Below are 22,568 nucleotides of genomic sequence, written 5' to 3'. Positions count from 1 at the left end.
TTAGCGGAGGCTATTTTGCTATATATTTCGGCAGTACCTACAAGATACAGCCGGTTCTTCTTCTGTACTTCCTTGACTCGGACGTTCAAACTGTTTTACAAATCCTTTTGCTTCATAAAAGGGTATTCCTTTTTTATTCCCTTCGGCAACCGACACCCACTGCTCTAAAATCCCTTTTTCTTTTTGAATTTCTGTAAAATAATCTACTAACAATGTCCCAATCCCTTCTCTTCTTCGGTTCGGATCTAAATATAAGACAAAAATTTCTCCTCGCTTTTCACCTGTCGTTCCTCCGCCAATCGCTCCAACAACTTTTTCGTTTTCCAATGCGACGAACCATCCATACCAATTTTCATTATCTGTCAGCACTTCCTTATGAATACGCTCATGATTATAGTACTCTTCAATTACACGATCGATATATTCTTGACTATGTAAACCATCATATGTCGCTAACCATCCATCTGTACAAACCTTCGCAATCCCTTCAACATGACTTTCGTTTGCTCTTACAGCTTGAATTTTACCTATTCCCTTCTCTTGAATTGCATGAAATTCCAAATCTCCCCCCCCTTTTTAATTAAGTCTCTAAATTAATTATACAGAATATTCCATCACCATTCAAAACTCTAGTCCCCTTTGAACCTATCTACCTTTTCATACCTTTATAAAATATTAAAATTTTTCACATTCATAGAAATATACATTCTATTTGAATTTACTTTCTAAACGAGATACTTTCCTGTTATTATATGAGGGTGCAAAAAAAGGAATAAATGAAAACGCATTTATATAATGATAGTGCTCTTCTTATTCACAGCACTACTTCATAGATGTGGAGTCATGTTTTAACAATCGGTAATCCTCTACTTCTTAAGTAGGAAATTACCGATTGTTAGAACGGAATGCATTTTATTGATATAACAAGAAGGGAGTCTTGTAATGGACATTTTATTAGCACTTCTTCCTGCATTAGCATGGGGAAATATTTTATTAATAAGTGTAAAAATGGGCGGTGGTGCATATAGCCAAACGGTAGGTATGACAATTGGTGCTCTAGTCTTCGCAACAATTATGTATGCATTTACAACACCTGCATTATCCTTAACTATATTAATTGTTGGCTTTATTTCAGGTTTATTTTGGGCTTTAGGGCAAGTCAATCAATTAAAAACAGTTCAAACAATAGGCGTTTCAACAACTGTTACCATTTCAACAGGTATGCAGCTTGTAGCTACTACTATCTTTGGGGTTATCGCATTTCATGAATGGACAACAACTACTACAATCATTCTGGGAACGATTGCAATCCTTTTAATTGTGATTGGTGTTGTTTTTACTTCTTTAGATGATAAAGAAAATGCACAGCCACCTGGACAACTAAAAAAAGGAATCGTTACTCTAATTACCTCTACTTTTGGTTACCTTGTATATGTAGTCATTATTCGCTGGTACAACGTTGATGGCTGGTCTGCTATTTTACCTCAAGCAGTTGGTATGTTCGTTGGAGCTGTTATACTAACAGCTAAACATAAACCATTTAACAAATATGCAATTCGTAATATCTTATCTGGTTTATTATGGGGTACAGGTAACTTATTCTTATTCCTTTCTCAACCAAAAGTTGGTGTTGCAACAAGTTTCTCGTTATCCCAAACTGGAATCATTATCTCAACATTTGGTGCAATCATCTTCTTGGGTGAAAAGAAAACAAAACGCCAAATGGTATTTATCGCACTTGGTAGTGCATTAATTATTGGCGGTGCAGTTCTTCTTGGTATGACAAAGTCTTAATGATATATCCTAGTTTCGGAAATGATACTTTCTGAGACTAGGATTTTTTTATGCTCAAGTCTTTTCTTTTTACAATTATCTTTCATCAATGTTATCGTTTTGTTACTACATTTCCTATAGGAAGGATTAAAGGATATGCAAAAGAAACAACGAATTTTATTTATTGGTGCCGGACGTATGGCAGAAGCAATATTTACTGGTCTACTTAAGACGAGTAAAGAATACATCGAAGAAATTATTGTATCCAATCGAAGCGATACAGAAAAACTCAAGCAATTAGAGCAACGATATGGCGTATCAACTACAAATGATTGGAAACAGTACATCAAAGTTGTGGATACCATCGTTTTAGCAATGCCACCAGCTGCACATGAACAGTTATTAGCGGAATTATCTCCTCTTCTAACTCATCAGTTTGTAGTGACTGTTGCTGCTGGAATTGGCCCATCTTACTTAGAAGAAAAACTTCCTCAAGGTACACCAGTTGCCTGGATTATGCCAAATACAGCTGCGACGATTGGACAGTCTATCTCCTTATATACGATGGGACATTCCGTAAGTGAAGAACAGCAAGAAACACTGCAACTGCTTTTAAAAGGCATTGGTACATCACAACTTTGCACAGAAGAAGAAATTCATCAACTAACTGCTGTTACTGGCAGTGCACCAGCCTTCCTTTACCACTTTGCTGAAGGTCTAATTGAGGCAACAAAAAGTTATGGAATTAATGAAGCAACAGCAAAACATCTTGTCATTCAAATGATTGCAGGTTCTGCTGCTATGCTCGAGCAAGAACAAGATCCAGCTATGCTGCGTGAACAAGTGACAACGCCAGGTGGCTCAACTGCAGAAGGTTTAAAAGTTTTATATGAGCATAATTTCTCAAAGATCCTTCACCAAGCAATTGAAGCAACAAATAAAAAAGCTAGGGGGAATTAAAGTGAAATTAACGAGCTTACAAGATTGCACAACTTTACATAATGGTGTGAAAATGCCATGGTTTGGTTTAGGTGTCTTTAAAGTAGAAGACGGCTCAGAAGTTATTCATTCTGTAAAAACAGCGATTAAAAATGGCTACCGCAGCATCGATACAGCTGCTGTATACAAAAATGAAGAGGGTGTTGGGCAAGCCATTCGTGAAAGCAACGTACCTCGCGAAGAACTATTTATTACTTCAAAAGTATGGAATAGTGATCAAGGTTATGAATCTACGCTACAAGCTTTCGAAACAAGTCTACAAAAGCTTGGCTTAGAGTACCTAGATTTATACTTAGTACATTGGCCTGTAAAAGGTAAATATAAAGAAACGTGGAAAGCATTAGAAAAGCTTTATAAAGATGGTCGTGTTCGTGCTATTGGTGTAAGTAACTTCCAAGTTCACCATTTACAAGACGTATTAGAAGATGCGGAGATCAAACCAATGATTAACCAAGTAGAATATCACCCGCGCTTAACGCAAGAAGAACTGCATACTTTTTGTAAAGAACATGGCGTTCAATTAGAAGCATGGTCACCATTAATGCAAGGCCAATTACTTGACCATCCAACATTACAGAAAATCGCAGCAAAGTATAACAAATCAACTGCACAAATCATTTTACGCTGGGATCTGCAAAATGAAGTTGTGACAATTCCAAAATCCGTAAAAGAGAATCGCATTATTGAAAATGCAGACATCTTTGATTTTGAATTAACTACTGAAGATATGAAAGCAATTCAATCTCTAAACGAAAATCACCGTGTTGGGCCAGATCCGGATAATTTTAACTTTTAGAAAGAAAGCCACTATATATACATAGTGGCTTTCTTCTCTTTAAAAAACTGAATACAACTTACTTGTTTACTCATTGTATCTATGATGCTTTAACAAAAACGGATACCCTTTTCTTTATCCCGCATTAACGGGCAGTAAGACCCCCACTGATGGAAGTTTCACTTTATGCTTCTTTTATCACACGTCTCTTCCCTTTTAATACAAATGATATTCCTATCGCAATTAGCGCTACAATTTGTGTAATGATAATTATAAATAATAGAGAAATAATATTTTCTTTTAAATTTCCGCCGCCAAATATTATTGTATAATAGCCATTCGCAGCGTATGTTGCGGGTAATAATTCACCGATTGTTTGGTATGTTTTGGATAACATTGCATGTGGAACCATAACACCAGAGCTTACAAGTTGTAATGAAAGCGAAATAATATTAAAAAGCATGCCTGCATTTCCAAATAAGGTAATAAACATTTGTGTTAATGATAGGAAAGCAAAAAAGACAATTGCTTGAAATATCCATACATTCCATACTGTTTCTTGCACTTCAATTTGAAATGCTTTCATTAAACCAATTGTAATGCATGCAAGTAGGATCGATACCGCGGTGTTAATTACTTGTCGCGATAAGTAATTAACACCGCTGCCTCCTACCTGTTTTGCCACTTTAGATAATTCCATACTCATAATCATCGCTCCTACAAATGAAGCTAACACAATCATAAGCGGTACCATGTTTACAGAAAATCCTTTTGCATCATTTACTTTATGAATCGTAAATCCAACTGAGTCTTCAGTTAAGCCTTTTATTGCTTCTACGCTTCCTGGTCCCATGGCTTGTAATTTTCCAGCAACTGCTTGCTGTTTATAATTTGATACTTCCTTATTTACATTGTCACGAACTTGTTTCGCGACTCCTTCCATCATCTGCTTTGCCATCATAGCGTTTGCTTGGTTAATATGAAAGGTTAAATCTGTTTTCCCTTTTTCGCTTACATCCTTTGAAAAAGAAGTCGGAATTTCAATAATCATATCGTATGCATGTGCATTCATTTCTTCTTTTGCTTTTTCCATAGATTTTTCTTCGGTTACTTGAAAAGGTAGGTTCTTCTGTAAACCTTCTGCTACTTTACTTCCCATGTTCGTATCCTGATTCACAACAGCAATGTGCATTTGATCCGCTCTTTCATTTACTCCATCATACGCTGTAAGCCAGACGCAAAAGAAAATAAGCTGGAATGCTAATGCCACTACAATCCCTATATATGTACCCGGTATTTTTAAAAATTGTTTCAATGTATTCATCTTTTCACCCTTCCGCAAGCAAGTACACACTTGCTTTTAATTTTAAATAAATACTAGGGTCTTAATGCCCTAGCATATAAGGTTATATTATTTTCAATAAAATTCTCATCATTGATCTCTATAAGTCGATTTTCAAAACGCAATTTGGATAGAAAATAACCAAAATTAATCCATATAAAATTCATTACTTGTGCTTCAATATTTGTATGAATAATTTTTCCTTCTTGCTGCATCTTTTCAAAATAAATCATCAATTCTTCTTTTAATCCTTTTGGTATCTTAGAAATTTCATCATCTAATTCGGGAAATTCCCCTGCTTCACGTATACCAATAGAAATTATGTCTTTCGCTTCATTCAAAAATTTATGATAGTGCCTTGCTAAATTCTTCAAATCCGCTTCTAATTCCCACACAATTTCTGTTTGTAAAAACTGTTTTAAATGCGGCACATATGAAAATTCATAAACAGCTGCTTCAATGATGCCCTTTTTATTTTTAAAATTACGAAATATCGTTACTTCATTTACACCAGCACGCATCGCGATTTCTTTCGTCGTTGCTGCTTTATATCCTCTTTCTTTCACTAACTCAATTGCTGCTTGAATAATTTTGTCTGCTGTCTTTGAGCGCGCCATACAATCCTCTCTTCCTTATGCAAGTGATCACTTACATTTAGATTATATAAGTTTTCTAATTATTGTCAATCCAATTTTTCTTTATGCTTCATTTCCTTATTACAAAAAACATTACTTTTTCTTACATAAAAAGATAAAAATTGGAAAAGCTTTTATTGAAAACTACTAAGGAGGCATACAAAATGAAAATCTTATTTTCAATTCTTTTAGCATTCATGCTAGTACCTGCAATGACAGGATGTACAACACCAAAACAGGATCCAACTACTAATAAGAAAACGACAGAAGGAACAAAAGATGCAGTAAATCAGGATTTAAAATTAAGTTTTAATGAATTCGATTTAAAGGCAAATTATCAAGATACAAAGAAAGACTACGAAGCAGACTATAAACAGAAAAAAGCAACTGACAAACCAGAAGCAAAAGTAGACGATAGTAAAACAAATGAAAGATTGGCTGGAGATGAAGCAATGAATAAATTGGCTCCACTCTTACAACAGCTTAAATTTGATAAGGACACAAAAGACCAAGATGTCGTTAATCAAATAGTGGATGTATTCCAACTCGATAAAGATTATCAAAAATTCGACTTAAAAGTTGTCTTTACAGATGGAACGAAAAAAGAATATAAAATGCCAAAATAAAGTGAAACTTCCTTCTGGGAACGATTTTTTCCCAGAGGGTTAGTTAAACCAATCGGGTTTTTACGGGATAAAAAGCTGACGCTCCAAGTCAGCTTTTTATTTTTCATATGCCTCACTTAACTACCTCATTTTTATATTTACATTTTCCTAGATAGGCATTTCATTATTATCTAAATATAAAATTATTTTAATATCATTCTATTAAATATCCACAATATTGCATTTGTTTTTTCCTCCTTCCTTGTTACAATAGTAGTTAGGTTAATATGAAACTAAAAAACTACTAAAAGGAGTATTAGTAAAATATGTTTAAAAAAGCTACAGCAATTATTCTAGCATCTAGTATAATTTCTATTCCTATAACAGGTTTAGCTGAAACCGTAACAACTTACAATAAGACAACTACAACAAATGAAAATGCGACTTCTACAACACAGACTGGATGGGTTCAACAAGATGGAAAATGGTATTACTTCAATCCAGATGGCACTGTAAAAAAAGGTTGGTTACAAAATAATAATAACTGGTATTACTTCAATTCAAGCGGAGTGATGCAAACTGGATGGTTCTCGGATGGTAGCACTTGGTATTTTTTCAATTCTAGTGGTGCTATGCAAACCGGTTGGCTTCTTGACGGGAAAAATTGGTATTACCTCAATTCTAATGGAGCAATAAAAACAGGATGGCTTCTTGATAATAATAATTGGTACTATCTAAATCCAAATGGAACAATGAAAACTGGTTGGTTATTAGACGGAGATAAGAAATATTATCTTGACCAAAGCGGTGTGCTAAAAAATGGTTGGCTACAAATAGATAATAAATGGTATCATTTTGACAATTCAGGTATCCTTCAAACTGGATTTATAACAGTGAACGGAAAAACTTATTATTTCGATAATAATGGCGTAATGAAAACAGGTTGGTTACAACAAGGAAATAACCGATATTACTTCCAAAATGACGGGGCAATGAAAATCGGTTGGCTTCTTGATAATAATAATTGGTATTACCTCAATTCTAAAGGAATAATGCAAACGGGATGGCTACAAATAGATAGCACCTGGTATTATTTGCAAAATGATGGTGTGATGCAAACTGGATGGTTCTCGGATGGTAGCGCTTGGTATTATTTAAATTCTAGTGGAGCGCTGCAAACTGGATGGTCATCCATAAATGGAAGCTGGTATTACCTGCAAAGCAACGGTGCAATGAAGACAGGATGGCTGCAAGAAGGAAATACATGGTACTATTTACAGTCAAATGGTGTGATGCAAACTGGATTTGCTTCAATTAACGGAACGACGTACTACTTTGACAATAGCGGTGTTTGGATTCCTGAAAATGACATTTCCGCTACATCATACATAAATCTTGATTTAACATATGCTTCAAATGTTACTGGAGCAGAAATTGATGCAGATATTAAAAAATATCATCCAGATAGTCCATTGATTGGGCATGGAAATGACTTTGTTGCGGCTCAAGCTAAGCATGGTGTTAATGCTCTTTATTTAGCTGCACACGCTATCTTAGAGTCGGGATATGGTCAATCTGAAATTTCATATCGCAAGCATAACCTATTTGGATTACGTGCTTACGATTCTGATCCATTTAAATATGCGAAATATTTACCAACTTTCGGTGATAGCATTTCTTATAATGCCAATTATGTAAGAGAAAAATATTTAGAAGCAAGCGGACCTTACTTCAATGGTCCAACATTACAAGGTATGAATGTAATGTATGCAACAGACCCAGATTGGTCTCCTAAAATTGCAAAGATTATGGAACGTATTAAACCTTTCAATAAACAAGACTATTTATATGCAAAAAAATTACCAAAGAACACAAGTACCTTAAACGTGGACGCATTATCTAGTGATATTCCATACAAAACATATTCACAAGGAACAACAGCAACTGCCAAACTACCTGCTTTCTATTACGTTGTACCATATCCATTTGATGGGGTAATCAAAAGTCAACCTGTGACAGAAAACTATCAAGGTACATTAGCAGCGGGCACACCTGTATTTGTTTATCGTGAAGATCCAAACGGATGGATTGAATTCTCTCTTACAATGACGGGAGAGAAATATTGGGCATTAAAAACTGGATTAAATATGTAAAACCAAAACAGCTCTTTTAGCTTCCGTCTAAAAGAGCTGTTTTTATGCAGTAAAAGTTATTTCTATCGATTTCATATAATAATAAACTAACATTTTTTATGAAACCTTTTTCCGTTCATTTCGTTATAGTATACTTCATATTTCTCTCTCGTAATTGGATCAAAATATATTTCTTCTGTAAACAAATACCCATTTGGTACTTCTGTGCCATGATTATCTTGTAATCTTTTATCTTTTCTTTTAGAAATCATTAAAATAATAAGAAAAATAACCAGCTGTACACAAAAATATATGAAAATGCCTTTCCACATACTATTCAACCTTTTCTACAATAACAGCTGTACCATATGCTACAATTTCGCTCATATTATGACTAAGACTTCCAGAATCAAAACGAACCATAATAATTGCATTTGCCCCCATTGCTGCAGCATTTTCAATCATACGATCTAACGCATATTTCCTTGCATCCTCAAGCATTTCTGTATACTGTGAAATCTCTCCGCCAAATAAACCTTTGAGTCCAGCCATAATATCTTTTCCTAAACCTCTTGCCCGTACTGTTAACCCAAACACAGTTCCTAATGTCTTTTTTACTTCATAACCTGGCACACTTTCCGTTGTTACAACAATCATTTCGTTCAACTCCTTTAAAAATATTATTATTATCAATAATGATAATAATATATGCAAAGAATGTCAAATATTCTATTATTCCATATCAATTTTTTTACAAAAGAACACAAAAAACCCTTACCTTGATTTCTTCAAATCTCACGGTAAGGGTTTTACTGCTGTTACATGGTCAAAATAGCTTTGCTTGTAAACAAAGTTATTTCGCTCCCTGCTCTTCTTTTTTAAAACGATCATAATAATTAACTGCTGTAGAAAAATGTACTTCAACATCACGAATTAACGAAGAATTTTCTTCTTTCGCTAATTGTGCTAATTTTTTCATCGCCTGTTCTGTTTCATTTAAAAAACCTACATACTCGTCGTTTTCTCTTTCTTTTGATTTTGGAACCCGAATTTCTTTACGCACACTCTCAATATCTGCTAACGTACTTTCTGTTACCTTTTGTACGTCTTCTTTAAACTTCGGAGATTTTAATGTCCCTTGAGATCCATCTTTAGCTTCTTTCCAAATATCCATAGCCTGATTTACTTCGTCATTAATTTTTTTCTCATATTGACTATGTACAGAATTATACACTTTCACATCTTCTGGATTGTCTTCTTTATGATCTATTTGTTCTACTTTTTCTTTCGTTTCTTTTTTTGCTTCTTTATTACTAGTACATCCTGTTAATAGTAATGCACTACTAAGCAGAATCGCACCCCAAGCTTTTTGTTTCATTTCAAACTACTCCTTTTATCCGCTGTATTTCTTCTATATATTATATGACAATAAGTAAAAAATTACATGTTTCCAGTATCTTTTGTATCTATGGCGATTTCTATTTCACAATATTGTCACTTTATCTACACTACTTATACTAAAAACCTATACATCTACTACCATACAACAGGATGAAACGTTCTTTTTTTAGAAGTTACAAATAAGGCAGTAATAAGGATTAAACAGGATTAGAATGCGGATATTATCGCCTTTGATAAAGATGAAGACCATATTATAATAATGGCCGACACACTTACAGAAGGCATTATAAAACAATTCCCAAATAAGTTTTAAAAGCTGATTTATTTGTTTCTAACAGTATAAAACTCCTTCAGAAGTATGAAGGAGTTTTATACTGTTAGAAGTCAATACTTAAATTGCGGCTCTGTTTGCAGATAATAGCCATTTCTCACATGCCCTATCCAGTTGGCAAAGAATTCTCTCCATGAAACACTATTAAAAAATGCGTCTACAGATTGTGTTTCAGAATTCCAGTCTAATATTAAAAATGGAGCATTTCCTAACTGCCAAATTCCCCTAGCAACATCCGTTCCGGTTTCTCGAATTAATAATAATGGTAACCCATATTGATAGCCCATCGATGGTTCAATTTGTGAAAAAGGAGTACCTTCCCAAAATGGTGTTTGAGGTTCAAACGCTCCTACATTTGTTTTTAATCCTTGAACAAAAAATCTTTGAAAATTGACCGCTACCAATCCATAACTAGATAATACCATTCTTCGTATACTTGTTAATGGTGTTTCAGGATATAGATCACTTCGAGGGATTGTACGAGGAAACAGAAGAGCTTGTTCAATTTCTAAAATAAGCCGCTCCAAAAATTGCTGTTGCAATTGATTCAGAGTATTTACTGTACTTAAAAATACAGGAATTCGAAAAGCTTGATCCATCGCTTGTTGTAATTTTGCAGAAGTGTATACACCTTCATCAGTATTTATATAAGGGCCGTTCGTCGTATTTTCTTCCATCTGCATCTCCCCTTTCATTTCGCTAATCAGTATATGTAATTCTATAGAGAAGGATTGGACAACTTTACAAAAAAACTACCCACCAATTATAGTGGGTAGTTCCTTCATGACCTTTGGTTATTTACCTTTTACCATTGTATTCTTCATTACCTTTAAAACAAACGCTTCCAACTCTTATGCACTAATTTCCTTCGTCTCTTTCAATACTTTCATCCCAGAAACTGCTTCTGCATATTTCACTTCATCAAATTCGTTTTCACTCTTTGCAACAATTATTGTAGCAATCCCGTTTCCAATTAGGTTTACAATGGCTCTTCCTTCACTCATGAAGCGATCGACTCCAAGAAGTAATGCTAATCCTTCTAAAGGAATAACCTTTAATGCTGCTAACGTAGATGCTAATACAATAAATCCACTTCCTGTCACACCTGCAGCCCCTTTAGACGTTAACATAAGCACTAAAATAATTGTAACTTGCTGTCCAATTGTTAAATCGACACCAAATACTTGTGCTAAAAAGACAACTGCCATGGATAAATAAATAGACGTACCATCAAGATTGAAAGAATAACCTGTTGGAATAACAAGACCAACAACAGATTTTGAACATCCATATTGCTCCATCTTATTCATCATTCTTGGCAGTACAGATTCAGAAGAACTTGTTCCTAATACGATTAATATTTCATCCCGAATAAACTTTAAATAATTCCATAAACTAAATCCATATATCTTACAAATAATATTTAAAACAACAAAAACGAATAGGAACATCGTTATATATACCGACATCATTAGTTTCCCAAGTGGTAAAAGTGAAGCAAGTCCAAAGTAACCGATTGTATATGCCATAGCACCAAATGCTCCGATTGGTGCAGCTTTCATTACATAACCAATAATGTTAAAGAATACGTGTGAAAGTTTATCTAAGAAATCAATCACTGATTTTCCTTTTTCTCCAAGAGCCGCTAGCCCTATACCAAATAAAATTGAGAAGAATAATACTTGTAAAATATCACCTTTTGCAAACGCATCAACCATATTAGAAGGAACTATATGGGTTACAAAATCAATCCAGTTAATGCCATGTCCCCCGCCTTGTGTATATTTTGATACGTCTCCCTTTGCAAGTTCATTAAAATTAAGGCCTTCCCCTGGCTTCATAATATTTACAACAATTAAACCAACAATAAGTGCAAATGTAGTCACAACCTCAAAATAAATAAGAGCTTTTCCACCGACCTTACCAACCTTTTTCATATCTCCCATTTTGGCGATACCGAGTACAATTGTTAAGAAAATAATCGGTGCAATTACCATTTTTACAGCGTTAATAAATGTATCGCCTAATGGCTTCATTTGTTTACCGACACTTGGCCAAAGTAATCCAACTAACACACCAAGTACAATAGCCGCTAATACTTGAAAGGTTAAATTTTTAAAGAGTCGTTTCACCTTTCTTCCCCCTCCTCTAATTTTATAAACTTTTCTACCTCTTTGTTTCTAACATAATGATAGCGTTTACATGAGAAAGAGAGAAGTTTATGGTCATAACGAATATTTTGTTCATTTTGGTCTTAGTTTTTCGTTTCGTGAAACACATAACGGTTAATTGGTCTTCCAATTCCACCATATTGAACTGCCAAATGAATTACGCCCCTTTTTTCTAAATAATCTAAGTAGCGCCGAGCCGTCACTCTAGCTATACCAATTGCACGAGCCACTTCTTCAGCAGAACGAGGTTCTTCTTGCTTTTTTACATACGTTACAATTTCATTTAATGTAAATTCGTTCAAACCTTTTGGCAAACTGCTCACAGTTTTCTCAGAACGCCCAGAATATAGTAATAAATCTAGTTGCTCCTGCGAAATAACTCCAGAATCTCTCAAACTGGTTCTATATTGACGGTACTTCTCTAACGCTTGCTGAATACGATACAACTTAAAAGGCTTAATAATATAGTCTAGTGCTCCATTTTGAAGCATGAGTTTAATTGTTTCCCTATCTTTAGCAGCAGACACAACAATTACATCCGTTTCTAATTCTTGCTTTCGAAATTCCTGCAGTACTTTAATACCGTCCTTTTTAGGCATAAAGATATCCAAAATAACAAGATCTGGATTCATTTTTTTGACAAAACAAATCCCCTCCTCACCATCGCTTGCAACAGCTATTACTTGAAACCCTTCTACTCTTCTTATAAACTCTTTATTCACTTCCTGAACCATTGGATCATCTTCTATCAACACTACTTTAAATTCCTCTTTACATGCCATACAATTCCGCCTCCATCTCCATTGGAAAAGTAATGATAAAAGAAGTTCCTTCATCTTGAAAAGATGAAATCCTAATTTCCCCTCTTCCCTTTTCAACAATTTGTTTTACTAGAAAAAGACCATAACCTGTCCCGCTACGCTTATTCACCGTAAACCCTTTTTCATATACCCTTGGTAAATACTCTTCTTTTATTCCGCAGCCATTATCTTCAATTAATATTGCACATACGTCCTCTGACTGCTCGATACTAATATCAATTCTTTTATTCTCAATCTCAATTTGTTCAAATGATCCAAATGCATTTTCTATTAAATTACCTAATAATACAACAAAATCGTGTTGATCTAATTGGTACGGAAAAGCTTCCAAATAACTATTTTGATCAATAAGGACCTGAATTCCGAGCTCTTTTCCTCTACTAATTTTACTTAAAAGAAGACCTGCAACGGCATCATTTTTAATTGTCTCATTTAAAAAATTTGTTACACTTTCCTGTTCTTCTGAAGTGTTATATGCAAGTTGTAATGCCTTGTCAGATTTACCAAGCTGAATTAACCCTGCTATTGTATGAAGTTTATTCATATGCTCATGGCTTTGCACACGCAATGCCTCTACAAAGTTCTTCACACCAGTTAATTCCTCCGCAAGCTTTGTTACTTCAGTACGATCTTGGAAAATTGCTACAGCTCCAATTAATTCATTACCCTTCTTAATAGGGATACGATTACTTAAAATAACCTGTCCGCTGACTTTTATCTCTTCATTGTACACTGCCTGATTTTTCTCCACGATTTCTGGAAGCCTTGTATCCTGTAACACTTTACGAATAGGCTTTCCTACAACATCTCCCTCTACATGAAAAACCTGCTTTGCTTTCTCGTTGAAAACCGTAATAATTTCTTGATTATCAATTGCAATCACACCCTCATTCATTGAATGGAAGGTTGCTGTCCTTTCTTCAAGTATCCGTTTAATTTCATATGGCTCTAACTGAAACATTTGCTTTTTTATATGGTTGGCAAGCATCAATGAACCTATCAATCCAAATATTAAAGTTAGTATGACTATAAAAAGAATTTCTCCTCGTAATTCAACCATAATCCCCCAAAAGCTTGGTATTTTATTTCCCACAACGACAACACCAATTTGGTTTAAGTTTTGATCTTTAATAGGCATAAACGCACGAATTACAGTACCTATATCTCCCTTTGCTTTTGAAAAATAAATATGCTCTGCAAATGCTGGTTCTTCATCCGCTCCTTTGGAAGGTTTCCCGATCATTTCTTTCACGGGATGCGAATATCGAATTCGTTCCATATTCATAACTACAATATAATCTGTTTCATTAATTACTCTGATCTTTTCAATAACAGAATTTAATGTAATCCATCCATTTGCTTCTTGAAGAGCCCTCTTTACATCTGACATTTCTGCTACCGTTCGCGCTGTATTCATAGATCTAATTCTTAATTCTTTTTCTTCTTTTTGTTGAATATTTGCGATTATAATTCCTCCGCCGATCATAAGTGAAAATATAACTACCGCATAAGAAAGAATCGTAATTTTCCACCGGATCGGTAATTTTCTCACTTTTGGTCCTCCTTCCCTCTAAAAGCATCTTTACGAATAGAAATCTTCTCGGTATGCTTACAATAACGACCTCAAAAGGAGGACTAAGATGAAAAAAGCAGCTACTTTTATACTCCTTTTCATCACTTTAATTGCAAGCACTTTATTTATTAAATATCAAGGTTATTTTTCTCAAAATAAACTCTCATATGATGATGACCAAGAAGGACTAAAAGACCAAATCGTCTTTAAATTTAGCCATGTTGTAGCAGAAAACACACCAAAAGGACGTGCTGCCAACAAATTTGCTGAACTCGTTGATGAAAAATCAAATGGTAAAATAAAAATAGAGGTCTTCCCTAACGGAAGCTTATATTCTGATATAGAAGAATTTCATGCTTTACAATCTGGGCAAGTACAAATTATTGCTCCCTCTACATCAAAACTTGGAGCATTCTCCTCTGGATGGGGCGTACTTGATTTGCCATTTGCTTTTTCAAGTTATGAAGCCTTACAGGAAGGCTTAAACGGAAAAATTGGGGACCAATTACTTCAATCCTTACAAAAAGATGGAATAAAAGGGCTTGCCCACTGGTCTAACGGCTTTAAACAAATCACTTCAAATAAAGGACCCATTTATACACCCGAAGATATAAAGGGACAATCTTTTCGCATCATGCAAAGTGATGTAATCAAATCCCAATTTGATTTGTTAAAAGTTCACACATATCCTGATTCATTTAACTCTACATATCAATTAATTGAATCAGGAAAAGTTGATGGCGAAGAAAATACCATTTCAAATATCTACTCTAAAAAATTCTATAACGTTCAAAACTATTTGACAATTACTAACCATGGGTATTTAGGATATGCTGTCATGATGAATCAAAAAACCTGGGACAAACAAACGAAAAAAACAAAGCAAATATTAATGGAAGCAATGGAAGAAACAACTGCTTGGAATGATCAACAATCCATTCAAATGAACACAGAACAGCTTGAACTCATTAAACAAAACTCATCAATTCAAATTCATGAATTAAACGACGAACAACGCAAAGAGTGGGAAAAGACACTATCACCTATATACGACAAACTTGCTCCTACGATTGGAGAGAATTTGGTGAAGGAGTTGAAAGAATTACAACGGAAATACGACACACAGGTTCCATAATAGCAAAACACATAAATATTCAAAGATAGATGCAAAAAAATCCGTCTTTTCTTAAGATAATACCTTCGGCTATCTTAAGAAAGGACGGATTTACTATTATAATAGGGAATCCTAAATCATAATTACATGCGAACGTTTCGCTTTCTCGAAACTCTTTAAATGGTGATGAAGGAAAAGTAGAAGCGAAATCAAATGGCTGTTCCACAGTATCGAGACATCAGGAATGATTGACGTGAATCCATAGTGTTGTTAAAATTATTATTGGAATTAATGTGAAAGGATTCACAAGGTTTAATCATTATTGTGAAATTATTCACAATTACTACCTCTAAATGTGAAATACTTCACAATATTTAACTCTTATTTCTTCAAAAAACATTTTAAAAAGGAGTTATACGTTATGAAAAGAATCGTAACACTGAGCACTCGTAAACTGACGGATACTGTAAAGCACGGTGGATGCGGTGCATGCCAAACATCTTGCCAATCAGCTTGTAAAACGTCTTGCGGAGTTGCCAATCAGAAGTGTGAAAACACAATGAACAGATAGGAAATAAGAAATGTACCGCCCAACTGCTTACAGATGGGCGGCCATTTTTTCCCACTATTCGAGAACAATAATTTCCCACTCAATTCAACTAACCATCACTGGAGAGTAAAAACTCACTGATGGAGTTTTACTTTATGAATAAAAGGAGTTTGATTATTAAGTATGATTCATCAATATAAATTAAATGGATATAACATCGTGCTCGATACCTATAGTGGATCGGTGCATGTTGTCGACGACCTCGCCTATGAAATCATCGCGCTTTACGAGAATACTCCTGCGGAAGAAATCGTGACAATGATGCTAGAAAAGTACAAACATGATTCTAACATCTCCGAGGGGGACATTCGAGAAACAATGGCGGATGTCGAAGAGCTAAAAAATGATGGACAACTCTTTACTGAGGATGAATTTAAGGACCTCTCGATTGATTTGAGAAATCGTCAAACTTATGTAAAGGCACTTTGTCTCAATGTCGCGCATACCTGTAACCTATCATGCGAATACTGCTTCGCCAGCCAGGGAAAATACAACGGAAACAGAGCAATCATGAGCTATGAGGTTGGACAAAGAGCTATTGATTACCTATTGGAAAACTCTGGTCATCATCGAAACCTCGACGTCGACTTCTTCGGTGGAGAACCACTCATGGCATGGAAGGTTGTCAAACAGATTGTCGCTTACGCAAGAAGCAAAGAAAAAGAGTACAAAAAGACTTTTCGCTTCACCTTCACTACGAATGGCATGATGCTGAACGATGAGGTCACCGATTTCTTGAACGAGGAAATGTACAATGTCGTACTAAGTCTTGATGGAAGAAAAGAGGTTCATGATCACCTTCGCAAAACAGTCACTGGAAAAGGAAGCTACGATTATATCGTTCCGAAATTCCAGGAATTCATCGAAAAGCGTGGAGACAAAGAATACTACGTACGTGGAACCTACACTCGCAACAATGTCGATTTTACTAATGACATTTTTCATATCGCAGACCTTGGTTTCGATAAACTCTCAATGGAACCCGTCATCTGCGATCCAAGTGAACCATATGCCCTCACTGAGAAGGACCTCCCGGAGATTTACAACCAGTACGAAATTCTCGCCAAGGAAATACTGGAGCGCGAGGAAAAAGGCAATGGCTTTACCTTCTACCATTACATGCTTGACCTCTCAGAAGGCCCTTGCATTCAAAAAAGAATTTCCGGCTGTGGCTCAGGAACCGAATATCTCGCTGTCACACCATGGGGCGAGCTCTTCCCTTGCCACCAATTCGTTGGAGATGAAGAGTACAGCATGGGAAACATCTGGGATGGAATCACAAAACCAGAAACGCAATGCCAATTTAAAGAAAGCAACTGCTACTCGAAGAAAGAATGCCAAGACTGCTGGGCGAAACTCTACTGCAGTGGCGGCTGCCCTGCCAACGCGCTGCACGCAACCGGCTCCCTCAAGGGAACTTACGACTTCAGTTGTGACATCTTCTGCAAGAGAATCGAATGTTCTATGATGGTTAAAGTAGCCGAATCTATCAGAGCTATGGAACAAGGTGAACAGGCAATAGCTGAATAAACATAAAGATGCAAAAAGAGGCTGGGACATGAATCAGAAAAAAATCTGGATTATGCTCAGCCTTTTTGAAAATGTTTCAATGTCTTTGTTTAAATTTAAGAATTTACATCTGATATGTCTATCCTTAGAACAACTTAAATCTATCTCTAAAAACAAGAATGATAAAAACACTTTTTCAGCCTATAACTTTTTTAACGGCCAGAAGTATCATGAACTTTGTCCATTTTTAATTCACTTAAACTTCCCCTTTACATCTTTCTATAGGAAATTTAACCCAACAAATTAAGAAGAAACTGAAAAGGTTGTGGTAAAATAAAAAAACTTTATCAGTTGGTATTCCATATAAGGAGGCAATTTAATCTTGAACCCAGTTAATGATCATATTAAAAAAGGTTTAAAAATTTTGTTTGTCGGCTTTAATCCAAGTATTCGTTCAAGTGAAACAGGGCATCACTTCGCCAATCCTAATAATCGTTTTTGGAGAATTCTTCATGAAGCGGGACTAACACCAAGAAAATATGATGCTTCGGAAGACTACAAATTATTGGATTTGGATATGGGTCTTACAAACATAGTAGCAAGACCAACTAAGGCAGCAGATGAGATTACCAAAGGAGAATATAAAGAAGGAAAAGAAATTTTAAAACAGAAAATTACACAGTTAAAGCCCGAAGTAGTCTGTTTTGTTGGGAAAGGCGTTTATCAAGAATATAGCGGTCAAAAGGTAGCTCCATGGGGACAGCAGCTTGAGCCAGTCATAACTGGAACAATTGATTTTGTTGCCCCCTCCTCAAGCGGATTAGTAAGAATAAGGCTTGAAGAAATTGTGAAGATCTATAAGCAACTGGCTCAATTAGTATGTAAGTAAGACACCGGTAGGTATTTAGTACCGTCGTTTTTTTGCAATAAAGTAAAACCCCCATCAGTGGGGGTTTTCTTCATCCTCCACCTATCTTCTTCGCCTTTCTCTGAATCTTGAGGTGGGAGTCTTACTGCCCGTTAGTATCCGATAAACAGGCGGGCCTAGTTCCGATGACAACGGTGGCATCCAGTTCATTAGAATGGGCCACCTGCGGTATCAACCCATTATGAGCAAAGATCTCGACAGTTTGCTTTGCCTGCCGTTCACTAGTCTCGATCAGCAAATGGCCGCCAGGTGCCAGCCAATCTGGCGCTGCGGCCGCCACCCGTCGCTGAACATTAAGCCCGTCCACACCTCCGTCGAGTGCCACACGCGCCTCATGTATGCGAGCCTCTGGGGGTAGTATCCTAATCATCCCAGTAGGTACGTAAGGTACGTTGGCGACCAGGATATCGACGCGGCCCCGCAGTGTGGCAGGCAACGGCTCGTAGAGGTCACCTTCATACACGTGACCACCGGTGGCAGCGACGTTGCGCAAGGCACACTGCACCGCGGCGGGGTCAATGTCGGAGGAATATAGCTCAATCCGTTCCTGCGCTGCCGCCAGCGCCGCGCCCAACGCGCCCGAGCCGCAGCACAAGTCAACCACGACGGCTCCTGGCCGTGTGAGGGCGGCAGCCTGGCGGACGAGAAACTCTGTGCGGCGACGAGGTACAAAAACGCCCGGGTCCACCGCTATCCGCAGACCGCAAAACTCAGTCCAGCCGATAATATGTTCAAGGGGCAAACCAGCTACTCGTCGGTCTACCATGGCGTCGAGATCCTCCGGTGTCCTGGCCGTAGAAATGAGTAACCGTGCCTCATCTTCGGCGAAAACACAGCCAGCAGCTCGAAGCTTAGTAACGATGTCTGTACAAACGATATCTCCATGACAACCGCCACAATTGACTTTCTCGAAGCTCAAAGATGCTTTCCTTGATTCCATCAATTCCCCTCATTCCCCTCTTCATAATCTGTCCGTTAGTTTAATAAATTAAATTGCAGTTCAGTCTAATTGGAGCTGAAATTTTTCTTATTACCCTTTACAAAAAAAACACACCAAAAGAGATGTCATTATGATATCTCTTTTGGTGTGTTTTAAATGACTTTATTGCCGATTGACATGACTGTGTAACTTTGAAATAACCTTTGATTCAATTAATCTTAATAACCTTGATAAAAGAATAACAGAGAAAGCATGTTTTGAAAACAGATTCAATATTATGAGATGAAAATGATTAAATGAAAGAAATTAAGGAGGATCGTTATGAAAGCAATTGTATGTACAAAATACGGATCACCCGATGTTCTTCAGCTCAAAGAGGTAGAAAAACCTACCCCCAAGGACAATGAGGTATTGGTAAAAATTCATGCAACAACAGTAACCTCTGGAGACTGTCGAATTCGAAGTTTCAATAGTCCTATCTTGTACTGGATCCCCATGCGAATAATCTTAGGTCTTAGAAAACCAAGAAAACCTATATTGGGGGTGGAATTAGCCGGAGAAATCGAAGTAATAGGCAAAAATGTAAAACAATTCAAGACAGGTGACCGAGTTTTTGCACTAACTGGGATGAATGTAGGTGCTTATGCTGAGTACACATGTATACCTGAAGATGGATTGATGGCAATAAAACCGGACAATGTGACTTATGAGGAAGCTGCTGCCGTTCCTTTTGGAGGAACTTCAGCATTACATTTTCTTAGAAAAGCAAATATCCAGAACGGACAAAAGGTTCTTATCTATGGGGCTTCTGGAGCAGTAGGGACTTCCGCGATACAGCTTGCCAAATACTTTGGGGCAGAAGTTACCGGGGTATGCAGTACTACAAATTTAGAATTGGTGAAATCTTTAGGAGCTGCTAAGGTATTTGATTACACTAAAGAAGATTTTACGAAAAAAGGAGAGCTTTATGATATCATCTTTGATGCAGTTGGAAAAAACTCAAAATCTAATTGCAAGAAAGCACTAACTTCGAACGGGACATACGTGTCAGTTGAAGGGATGATAGCAAGGGTACGTACTGAAGATTTAATTTTCCTCAAAGAGCTTATCGAGACAGAGAAAATAAAATCGGTCATAGATAGAAGCTATCCGCTGGAACAAATTCCCGAAGCTCATAGATATGTAGAAAAAGGACACAAAAAGGGAAATGTAGTAATAACTTTGGATCATAATAACAAAACCTAACAAAGCTCTGCACTCGACCGCTATTCGCTGTGCTTCATAGCGTCAGGAAAGTTTGGTCGTTATGTGTTCAATAATGCATATTGATTGTAAATATAAACATATCCTTCACTTATAAGAAACCCTTGTAGTATTAGTCTACTAGTATTGCCAACAACCTGTTCCGCGACCTTCTTAAATCCACTGTTCAACTTCAGATGTTCTTCTTCTTTTGAACATAAAAACACCCCTTTAGACAGTCATATCTAAAGGGGGAGAACATCGTAACTTTATTGTCACTCAACATGAAAACGACTAAAATTCGTTTTCATGTTTGTTTCTCCTATAATTTTGTGATCTACTTCTTTTCCATGACTGCAAAATAATTGTTTTCATTATCAGCAAAGTTAAATACTCTACCCGAAGGCATACTTACAATTTCTCCGACTGTAATTTTTTTATCCGCAAAGTCTTTATATAACTTATCAAGATCTTCCGTAAAAAACATCATCGAAGGTGTACCAAGATTTAATTCGGGCTGCATTTTAGCAATTAATTCTTTATCGTGAAGAACGATACTCGTTCCCGCTTCCTTTGTTGGAGAAATTTCAATCCATCTAAATCCTTGGCCGTTATCTTCTTCAGAAACTACACTAAAACCTACCTTTTCTGTCCAAAATTGCACTGCCTCATCTTGGTTATTTACATATAGCATAATTTGACCGACTTTATTAATCATTTACTTCTCTCCCTTTCTTCTGGTTTAGTTAATATTAATTTTTTTCGTTTAAGCATTCCGCTATACTTTGGTATTCATATCATATAATCGCCTAATAATGCTATCAAATATAAAGCCTAAACAATTTTTCATGGTTCCATTTATAACATTACTTGAAAATGAACAAATACAGTTAAGTCACTACAATTGTTTGTTTTAGAAATCCGCCCTGTTAGAGTAAATTTAAAATAATGTTTAATCAAAAATACCTAACTTTTTATGCTTCAGTATTAGCTTCAGACACTCCAAAAAGAAGTCCTTGATTATCTAAACAATAAGCAAAGTAACCCATATTAGGAATAGCTGTTTTAGGTACAACTACTTGTCCACCATTTTCAGTAACTTTTTTTATGTATTCATCAACTGAAGGTACTTCAATAGAATTAGTAGTTCTGGTAACACCGTCAGGGGACTTCATCAATCCACCATCGATACCAGGTTTACCGCTCTCACCCGTAATAATAAACCAGTAGTCTTGTCGTCCAGGCATCTTTTCAAACTTCCAACCAAAACTATTTGTATAAAATTCTATTGCTTCTTCAGGGTTGGGAACTTGAAATTCAAACCTTAAAACTTTACGCATTTTCATACCTCCTTTTGTTTTACATAATAATTATACAAGAACGTATGTTCTAATGCAATTTCAATTAGAATTACTTTCAAAGTATTTCAAGTTTTAATGCGCTGCACAATCTCTTATTCCAGAGACTAGCCCTTTAACGAAACAATTCTATCATCAATCAACAGTTCCTTAACTCATCTTTTAATTCAGATGTTCTTTTCAATGTAAAAAGCCCCCTTTAGATAAACCATATCCAAAGGGGCAAACGATACCACTTTTTTATAAACATCGCGACTTTATGCAAATGTTACCTTAAAATAAAGTTTGTTCAAAATACGTTCTTTTATA

Annotated in this window: 23 protein-coding genes and 1 pseudogene; 11 read left to right on the top strand and 13 right to left on the bottom strand. The window is 36.0% G+C overall.

Annotated elements, in window-relative coordinates:
• Window positions 1-18: 18 nt before the first annotated feature.
• Complete coding sequence (locus WAX78_RS23735) at window positions 19-561, bottom strand: GNAT family N-acetyltransferase (RefSeq protein ID WP_336484503.1); 543 nt, start codon at window positions 559-561, stop codon at window positions 19-21.
• A gap of 381 nt (window positions 562-942) precedes the next feature.
• Here WAX78_RS23735 and WAX78_RS23730 point away from each other — a divergent pair, with 381 nt between their 5' ends.
• The 3 genes from WAX78_RS23730 (at window position 943) to WAX78_RS23720 (ending at window position 3,568) form a co-directional block, all read left to right on the top strand.
• A complete protein-coding gene (locus tag WAX78_RS23730) occupies window positions 943-1,794 on the top strand; it encodes a GRP family sugar transporter (protein ID WP_336484502.1) in 852 nt (283 codons plus the stop codon).
• A gap of 135 nt (window positions 1,795-1,929) precedes the next feature.
• Window positions 1,930-2,733: a pyrroline-5-carboxylate reductase gene (gene proC, locus WAX78_RS23725; RefSeq protein ID WP_336484501.1), complete on the top strand. Its 804-nt coding sequence runs from the start codon at window positions 1,930-1,932 to the stop codon at window positions 2,731-2,733.
• A 1-nt stretch (window position 2,734) separates the two neighbouring features.
• The gene (locus WAX78_RS23720; protein WP_336484500.1) at window positions 2,735-3,568 is read left to right on the top strand and encodes an aldo/keto reductase; all 834 of its coding nucleotides are present in this window, start codon (window positions 2,735-2,737) and stop codon (window positions 3,566-3,568) included.
• 163 nt (window positions 3,569-3,731) lie between these two features.
• On the opposite strand, the gene WAX78_RS23715 is transcribed toward WAX78_RS23720, so the two are convergent.
• Window positions 3,732-4,871, bottom strand: a complete 1,140-nt coding sequence (locus tag WAX78_RS23715) for a YhgE/Pip domain-containing protein (RefSeq protein ID WP_336484499.1) — start codon at window positions 4,869-4,871, stop codon at window positions 3,732-3,734.
• Window positions 4,872-4,924: 53 nt separating this feature from the next.
• Window positions 4,925-5,506, bottom strand: coding sequence for a TetR/AcrR family transcriptional regulator (locus WAX78_RS23710; RefSeq protein ID WP_336484498.1), 582 nt, complete (start codon window positions 5,504-5,506; stop codon window positions 4,925-4,927).
• A gap of 182 nt (window positions 5,507-5,688) precedes the next feature.
• Between WAX78_RS23710 and WAX78_RS23705 the strand changes: the two genes are divergently transcribed.
• Window positions 5,689-6,150 (top strand): YusW family protein, encoded by a 462-nt coding sequence (locus WAX78_RS23705; protein WP_336484497.1) that lies wholly within the window; start codon window positions 5,689-5,691, stop codon window positions 6,148-6,150.
• 305 nt (window positions 6,151-6,455) lie between these two features.
• The gene (locus tag WAX78_RS23700) at window positions 6,456-8,282 is read left to right on the top strand and encodes a glucosaminidase domain-containing protein (protein WP_336484496.1); all 1,827 of its coding nucleotides are present in this window, start codon (window positions 6,456-6,458) and stop codon (window positions 8,280-8,282) included.
• An 86-nt stretch (window positions 8,283-8,368) separates the two neighbouring features.
• Here the strand turns inward: WAX78_RS23700 and WAX78_RS23695 are convergent, their stop codons facing one another.
• The 3 genes from WAX78_RS23695 to WAX78_RS23685 all read right to left on the bottom strand — a co-directional run bounded on the left by WAX78_RS23695 (window position 8,369) and on the right by WAX78_RS23685 (window position 9,639).
• The gene (locus WAX78_RS23695; RefSeq protein WP_336484495.1) at window positions 8,369-8,593 is read right to left on the bottom strand and encodes a hypothetical protein; all 225 of its coding nucleotides are present in this window, start codon (window positions 8,591-8,593) and stop codon (window positions 8,369-8,371) included.
• A gap of 1 nt (window position 8,594) precedes the next feature.
• Window positions 8,595-8,918 (bottom strand): YbjQ family protein, encoded by a 324-nt coding sequence (locus WAX78_RS23690; RefSeq protein ID WP_336484494.1) that lies wholly within the window; start codon window positions 8,916-8,918, stop codon window positions 8,595-8,597.
• Window positions 8,919-9,114: 196 nt separating this feature from the next.
• Window positions 9,115-9,639 carry a hypothetical protein gene (locus tag WAX78_RS23685; RefSeq protein ID WP_336484493.1) on the bottom strand — a complete coding sequence of 175 codons (525 nt, stop codon included), beginning with the start codon at window positions 9,637-9,639 and terminating at the stop codon, window positions 9,115-9,117.
• A gap of 237 nt (window positions 9,640-9,876) precedes the next feature.
• Here WAX78_RS23685 and WAX78_RS25290 point away from each other — a divergent pair.
• Window positions 9,877-9,975, top strand: a pseudogene (locus WAX78_RS25290) (glycosyltransferase); the annotation flags it as partial.
• A 71-nt stretch (window positions 9,976-10,046) separates the two neighbouring features.
• Here WAX78_RS25290 and WAX78_RS23680 read toward each other — a convergent pair.
• From WAX78_RS23680 to WAX78_RS23665, 4 genes are all read right to left on the bottom strand, one after another.
• Window positions 10,047-10,670 carry a hypothetical protein gene (locus WAX78_RS23680; RefSeq protein ID WP_413789234.1) on the bottom strand — a complete coding sequence of 208 codons (624 nt, stop codon included), beginning with the start codon at window positions 10,668-10,670 and terminating at the stop codon, window positions 10,047-10,049.
• Between the two features lie 174 nt (window positions 10,671-10,844).
• Window positions 10,845-12,125, bottom strand: coding sequence for a C4-dicarboxylate transporter DctP (gene dctP / locus WAX78_RS23675; RefSeq protein ID WP_336484491.1), 1,281 nt, complete (start codon window positions 12,123-12,125; stop codon window positions 10,845-10,847).
• A gap of 122 nt (window positions 12,126-12,247) precedes the next feature.
• Window positions 12,248-12,946 carry a response regulator gene (locus WAX78_RS23670; RefSeq protein WP_336484490.1) on the bottom strand — a complete coding sequence of 233 codons (699 nt, stop codon included), beginning with the start codon at window positions 12,944-12,946 and terminating at the stop codon, window positions 12,248-12,250.
• Entirely contained in the window at window positions 12,936-14,537 is a 1,602-nt protein-coding gene (locus WAX78_RS23665) for a sensor histidine kinase (protein WP_336484489.1), read from the bottom strand. Before WAX78_RS23665 ends, WAX78_RS23670 begins: the two co-directional genes overlap by 11 nt.
• Before the next feature lie 88 nt (window positions 14,538-14,625).
• Between WAX78_RS23665 and WAX78_RS23660 the strand changes: the two genes are divergently transcribed.
• From WAX78_RS23660 to WAX78_RS23645, 4 genes are all read left to right on the top strand, one after another.
• Entirely contained in the window at window positions 14,626-15,693 is a 1,068-nt protein-coding gene (locus WAX78_RS23660; RefSeq protein WP_336484488.1) for a TRAP transporter substrate-binding protein, read from the top strand.
• A gap of 400 nt (window positions 15,694-16,093) precedes the next feature.
• A complete protein-coding gene (scfA, locus tag WAX78_RS23655) occupies window positions 16,094-16,243 on the top strand; it encodes a six-cysteine ranthipeptide SCIFF (protein ID WP_079999468.1) in 150 nt (49 codons plus the stop codon).
• A gap of 162 nt (window positions 16,244-16,405) precedes the next feature.
• Window positions 16,406-17,812, top strand: a complete 1,407-nt coding sequence (gene scfB / locus WAX78_RS23650) for a thioether cross-link-forming SCIFF peptide maturase (RefSeq protein ID WP_336484487.1) — start codon at window positions 16,406-16,408, stop codon at window positions 17,810-17,812.
• 361 nt (window positions 17,813-18,173) lie between these two features.
• Window positions 18,174-18,680 carry a mismatch-specific DNA-glycosylase gene (locus WAX78_RS23645; protein WP_336484486.1) on the top strand — a complete coding sequence of 169 codons (507 nt, stop codon included), beginning with the start codon at window positions 18,174-18,176 and terminating at the stop codon, window positions 18,678-18,680.
• A 121-nt stretch (window positions 18,681-18,801) separates the two neighbouring features.
• On the opposite strand, the gene WAX78_RS23640 is transcribed toward WAX78_RS23645, so the two are convergent.
• Window positions 18,802-19,659 carry a putative protein N(5)-glutamine methyltransferase gene (locus WAX78_RS23640; RefSeq protein WP_336484485.1) on the bottom strand — a complete coding sequence of 286 codons (858 nt, stop codon included), beginning with the start codon at window positions 19,657-19,659 and terminating at the stop codon, window positions 18,802-18,804.
• 321 nt (window positions 19,660-19,980) lie between these two features.
• On the opposite strand from WAX78_RS23640, the gene WAX78_RS23635 reads away from it, so the two are divergent.
• Window positions 19,981-20,904, top strand: a complete 924-nt coding sequence (locus tag WAX78_RS23635; protein WP_336484484.1) for an NAD(P)-dependent alcohol dehydrogenase — start codon at window positions 19,981-19,983, stop codon at window positions 20,902-20,904.
• A 334-nt stretch (window positions 20,905-21,238) separates the two neighbouring features.
• Here WAX78_RS23635 and WAX78_RS23630 read toward each other — a convergent pair whose 3' ends face one another.
• Together WAX78_RS23630 and WAX78_RS23625 are read right to left on the bottom strand one after the other, a co-directional pair.
• Entirely contained in the window at window positions 21,239-21,619 is a 381-nt protein-coding gene (locus WAX78_RS23630; protein WP_336484483.1) for a VOC family protein, read from the bottom strand.
• Window positions 21,620-21,875: 256 nt separating this feature from the next.
• On the bottom strand, window positions 21,876-22,241 hold the full coding sequence (locus WAX78_RS23625) for a VOC family protein (protein ID WP_336484482.1): 366 nt from the start codon (window positions 22,239-22,241) through the stop codon (window positions 21,876-21,878).
• Window positions 22,242-22,568: the final 327 nt, after the last annotated feature.

Source organism: Bacillus yunxiaonensis (assembly GCF_037104695.1).
Classification (GTDB): domain Bacteria; phylum Bacillota; class Bacilli; order Bacillales; family Bacillaceae_G; genus Bacillus_A; species Bacillus_A yunxiaonensis.
Note: the sequence above shows the minus strand (reverse complement) of the source record. Positions and strands in the feature narration are given on the sequence as shown.

Bases quoted from the DNA above. Each gene is read 5' to 3' on its own strand.
- WAX78_RS23690 (WP_336484494.1), bottom strand. From the start codon at position 8,918: ATGATTGTTGTAACAACGGAAAGTGTGCCAGGTTATGAAGTAAAAAAG.
- WAX78_RS23625 (WP_336484482.1), bottom strand. From the start codon at position 22,241: ATGCGTAAAGTTTTAAGGTTTGAATTTCAAGTTCCCAACCCTGAAGAA.
- WAX78_RS23695 (WP_336484495.1), bottom strand. From the start codon at position 8,593: ATGTGGAAAGGCATTTTCATATATTTTTGTGTACAGCTGGTTATTTTT.
- WAX78_RS23670 (WP_336484490.1), bottom strand. From the start codon at position 12,946: ATGGCATGTAAAGAGGAATTTAAAGTAGTGTTGATAGAAGATGATCCA.
- WAX78_RS23660 (WP_336484488.1), top strand. From the start codon at position 14,626: ATGAAAAAAGCAGCTACTTTTATACTCCTTTTCATCACTTTAATTGCA.
- scfB (WP_336484487.1), top strand. From the start codon at position 16,406: ATGATTCATCAATATAAATTAAATGGATATAACATCGTGCTCGATACC.
- WAX78_RS23710 (WP_336484498.1), bottom strand. From the start codon at position 5,506: ATGGCGCGCTCAAAGACAGCAGACAAAATTATTCAAGCAGCAATTGAG.
- WAX78_RS23685 (WP_336484493.1), bottom strand. From the start codon at position 9,639: ATGAAACAAAAAGCTTGGGGTGCGATTCTGCTTAGTAGTGCATTACTA.
- WAX78_RS23635 (WP_336484484.1), top strand. From the start codon at position 19,981: ATGAAAGCAATTGTATGTACAAAATACGGATCACCCGATGTTCTTCAG.
- WAX78_RS23700 (WP_336484496.1), top strand. From the start codon at position 6,456: ATGTTTAAAAAAGCTACAGCAATTATTCTAGCATCTAGTATAATTTCT.
- WAX78_RS23705 (WP_336484497.1), top strand. From the start codon at position 5,689: ATGAAAATCTTATTTTCAATTCTTTTAGCATTCATGCTAGTACCTGCA.
- proC (WP_336484501.1), top strand. From the start codon at position 1,930: ATGCAAAAGAAACAACGAATTTTATTTATTGGTGCCGGACGTATGGCA.
- WAX78_RS23680 (WP_413789234.1), bottom strand. From the start codon at position 10,670: ATGGAAGAAAATACGACGAACGGCCCTTATATAAATACTGATGAAGGT.
- WAX78_RS23630 (WP_336484483.1), bottom strand. From the start codon at position 21,619: ATGATTAATAAAGTCGGTCAAATTATGCTATATGTAAATAACCAAGAT.
- scfA (WP_079999468.1), top strand. From the start codon at position 16,094: ATGAAAAGAATCGTAACACTGAGCACTCGTAAACTGACGGATACTGTA.
- WAX78_RS23640 (WP_336484485.1), bottom strand. From the start codon at position 19,659: ATGGAATCAAGGAAAGCATCTTTGAGCTTCGAGAAAGTCAATTGTGGC.
- WAX78_RS23715 (WP_336484499.1), bottom strand. From the start codon at position 4,871: ATGAATACATTGAAACAATTTTTAAAAATACCGGGTACATATATAGGG.
- WAX78_RS23730 (WP_336484502.1), top strand. From the start codon at position 943: ATGGACATTTTATTAGCACTTCTTCCTGCATTAGCATGGGGAAATATT.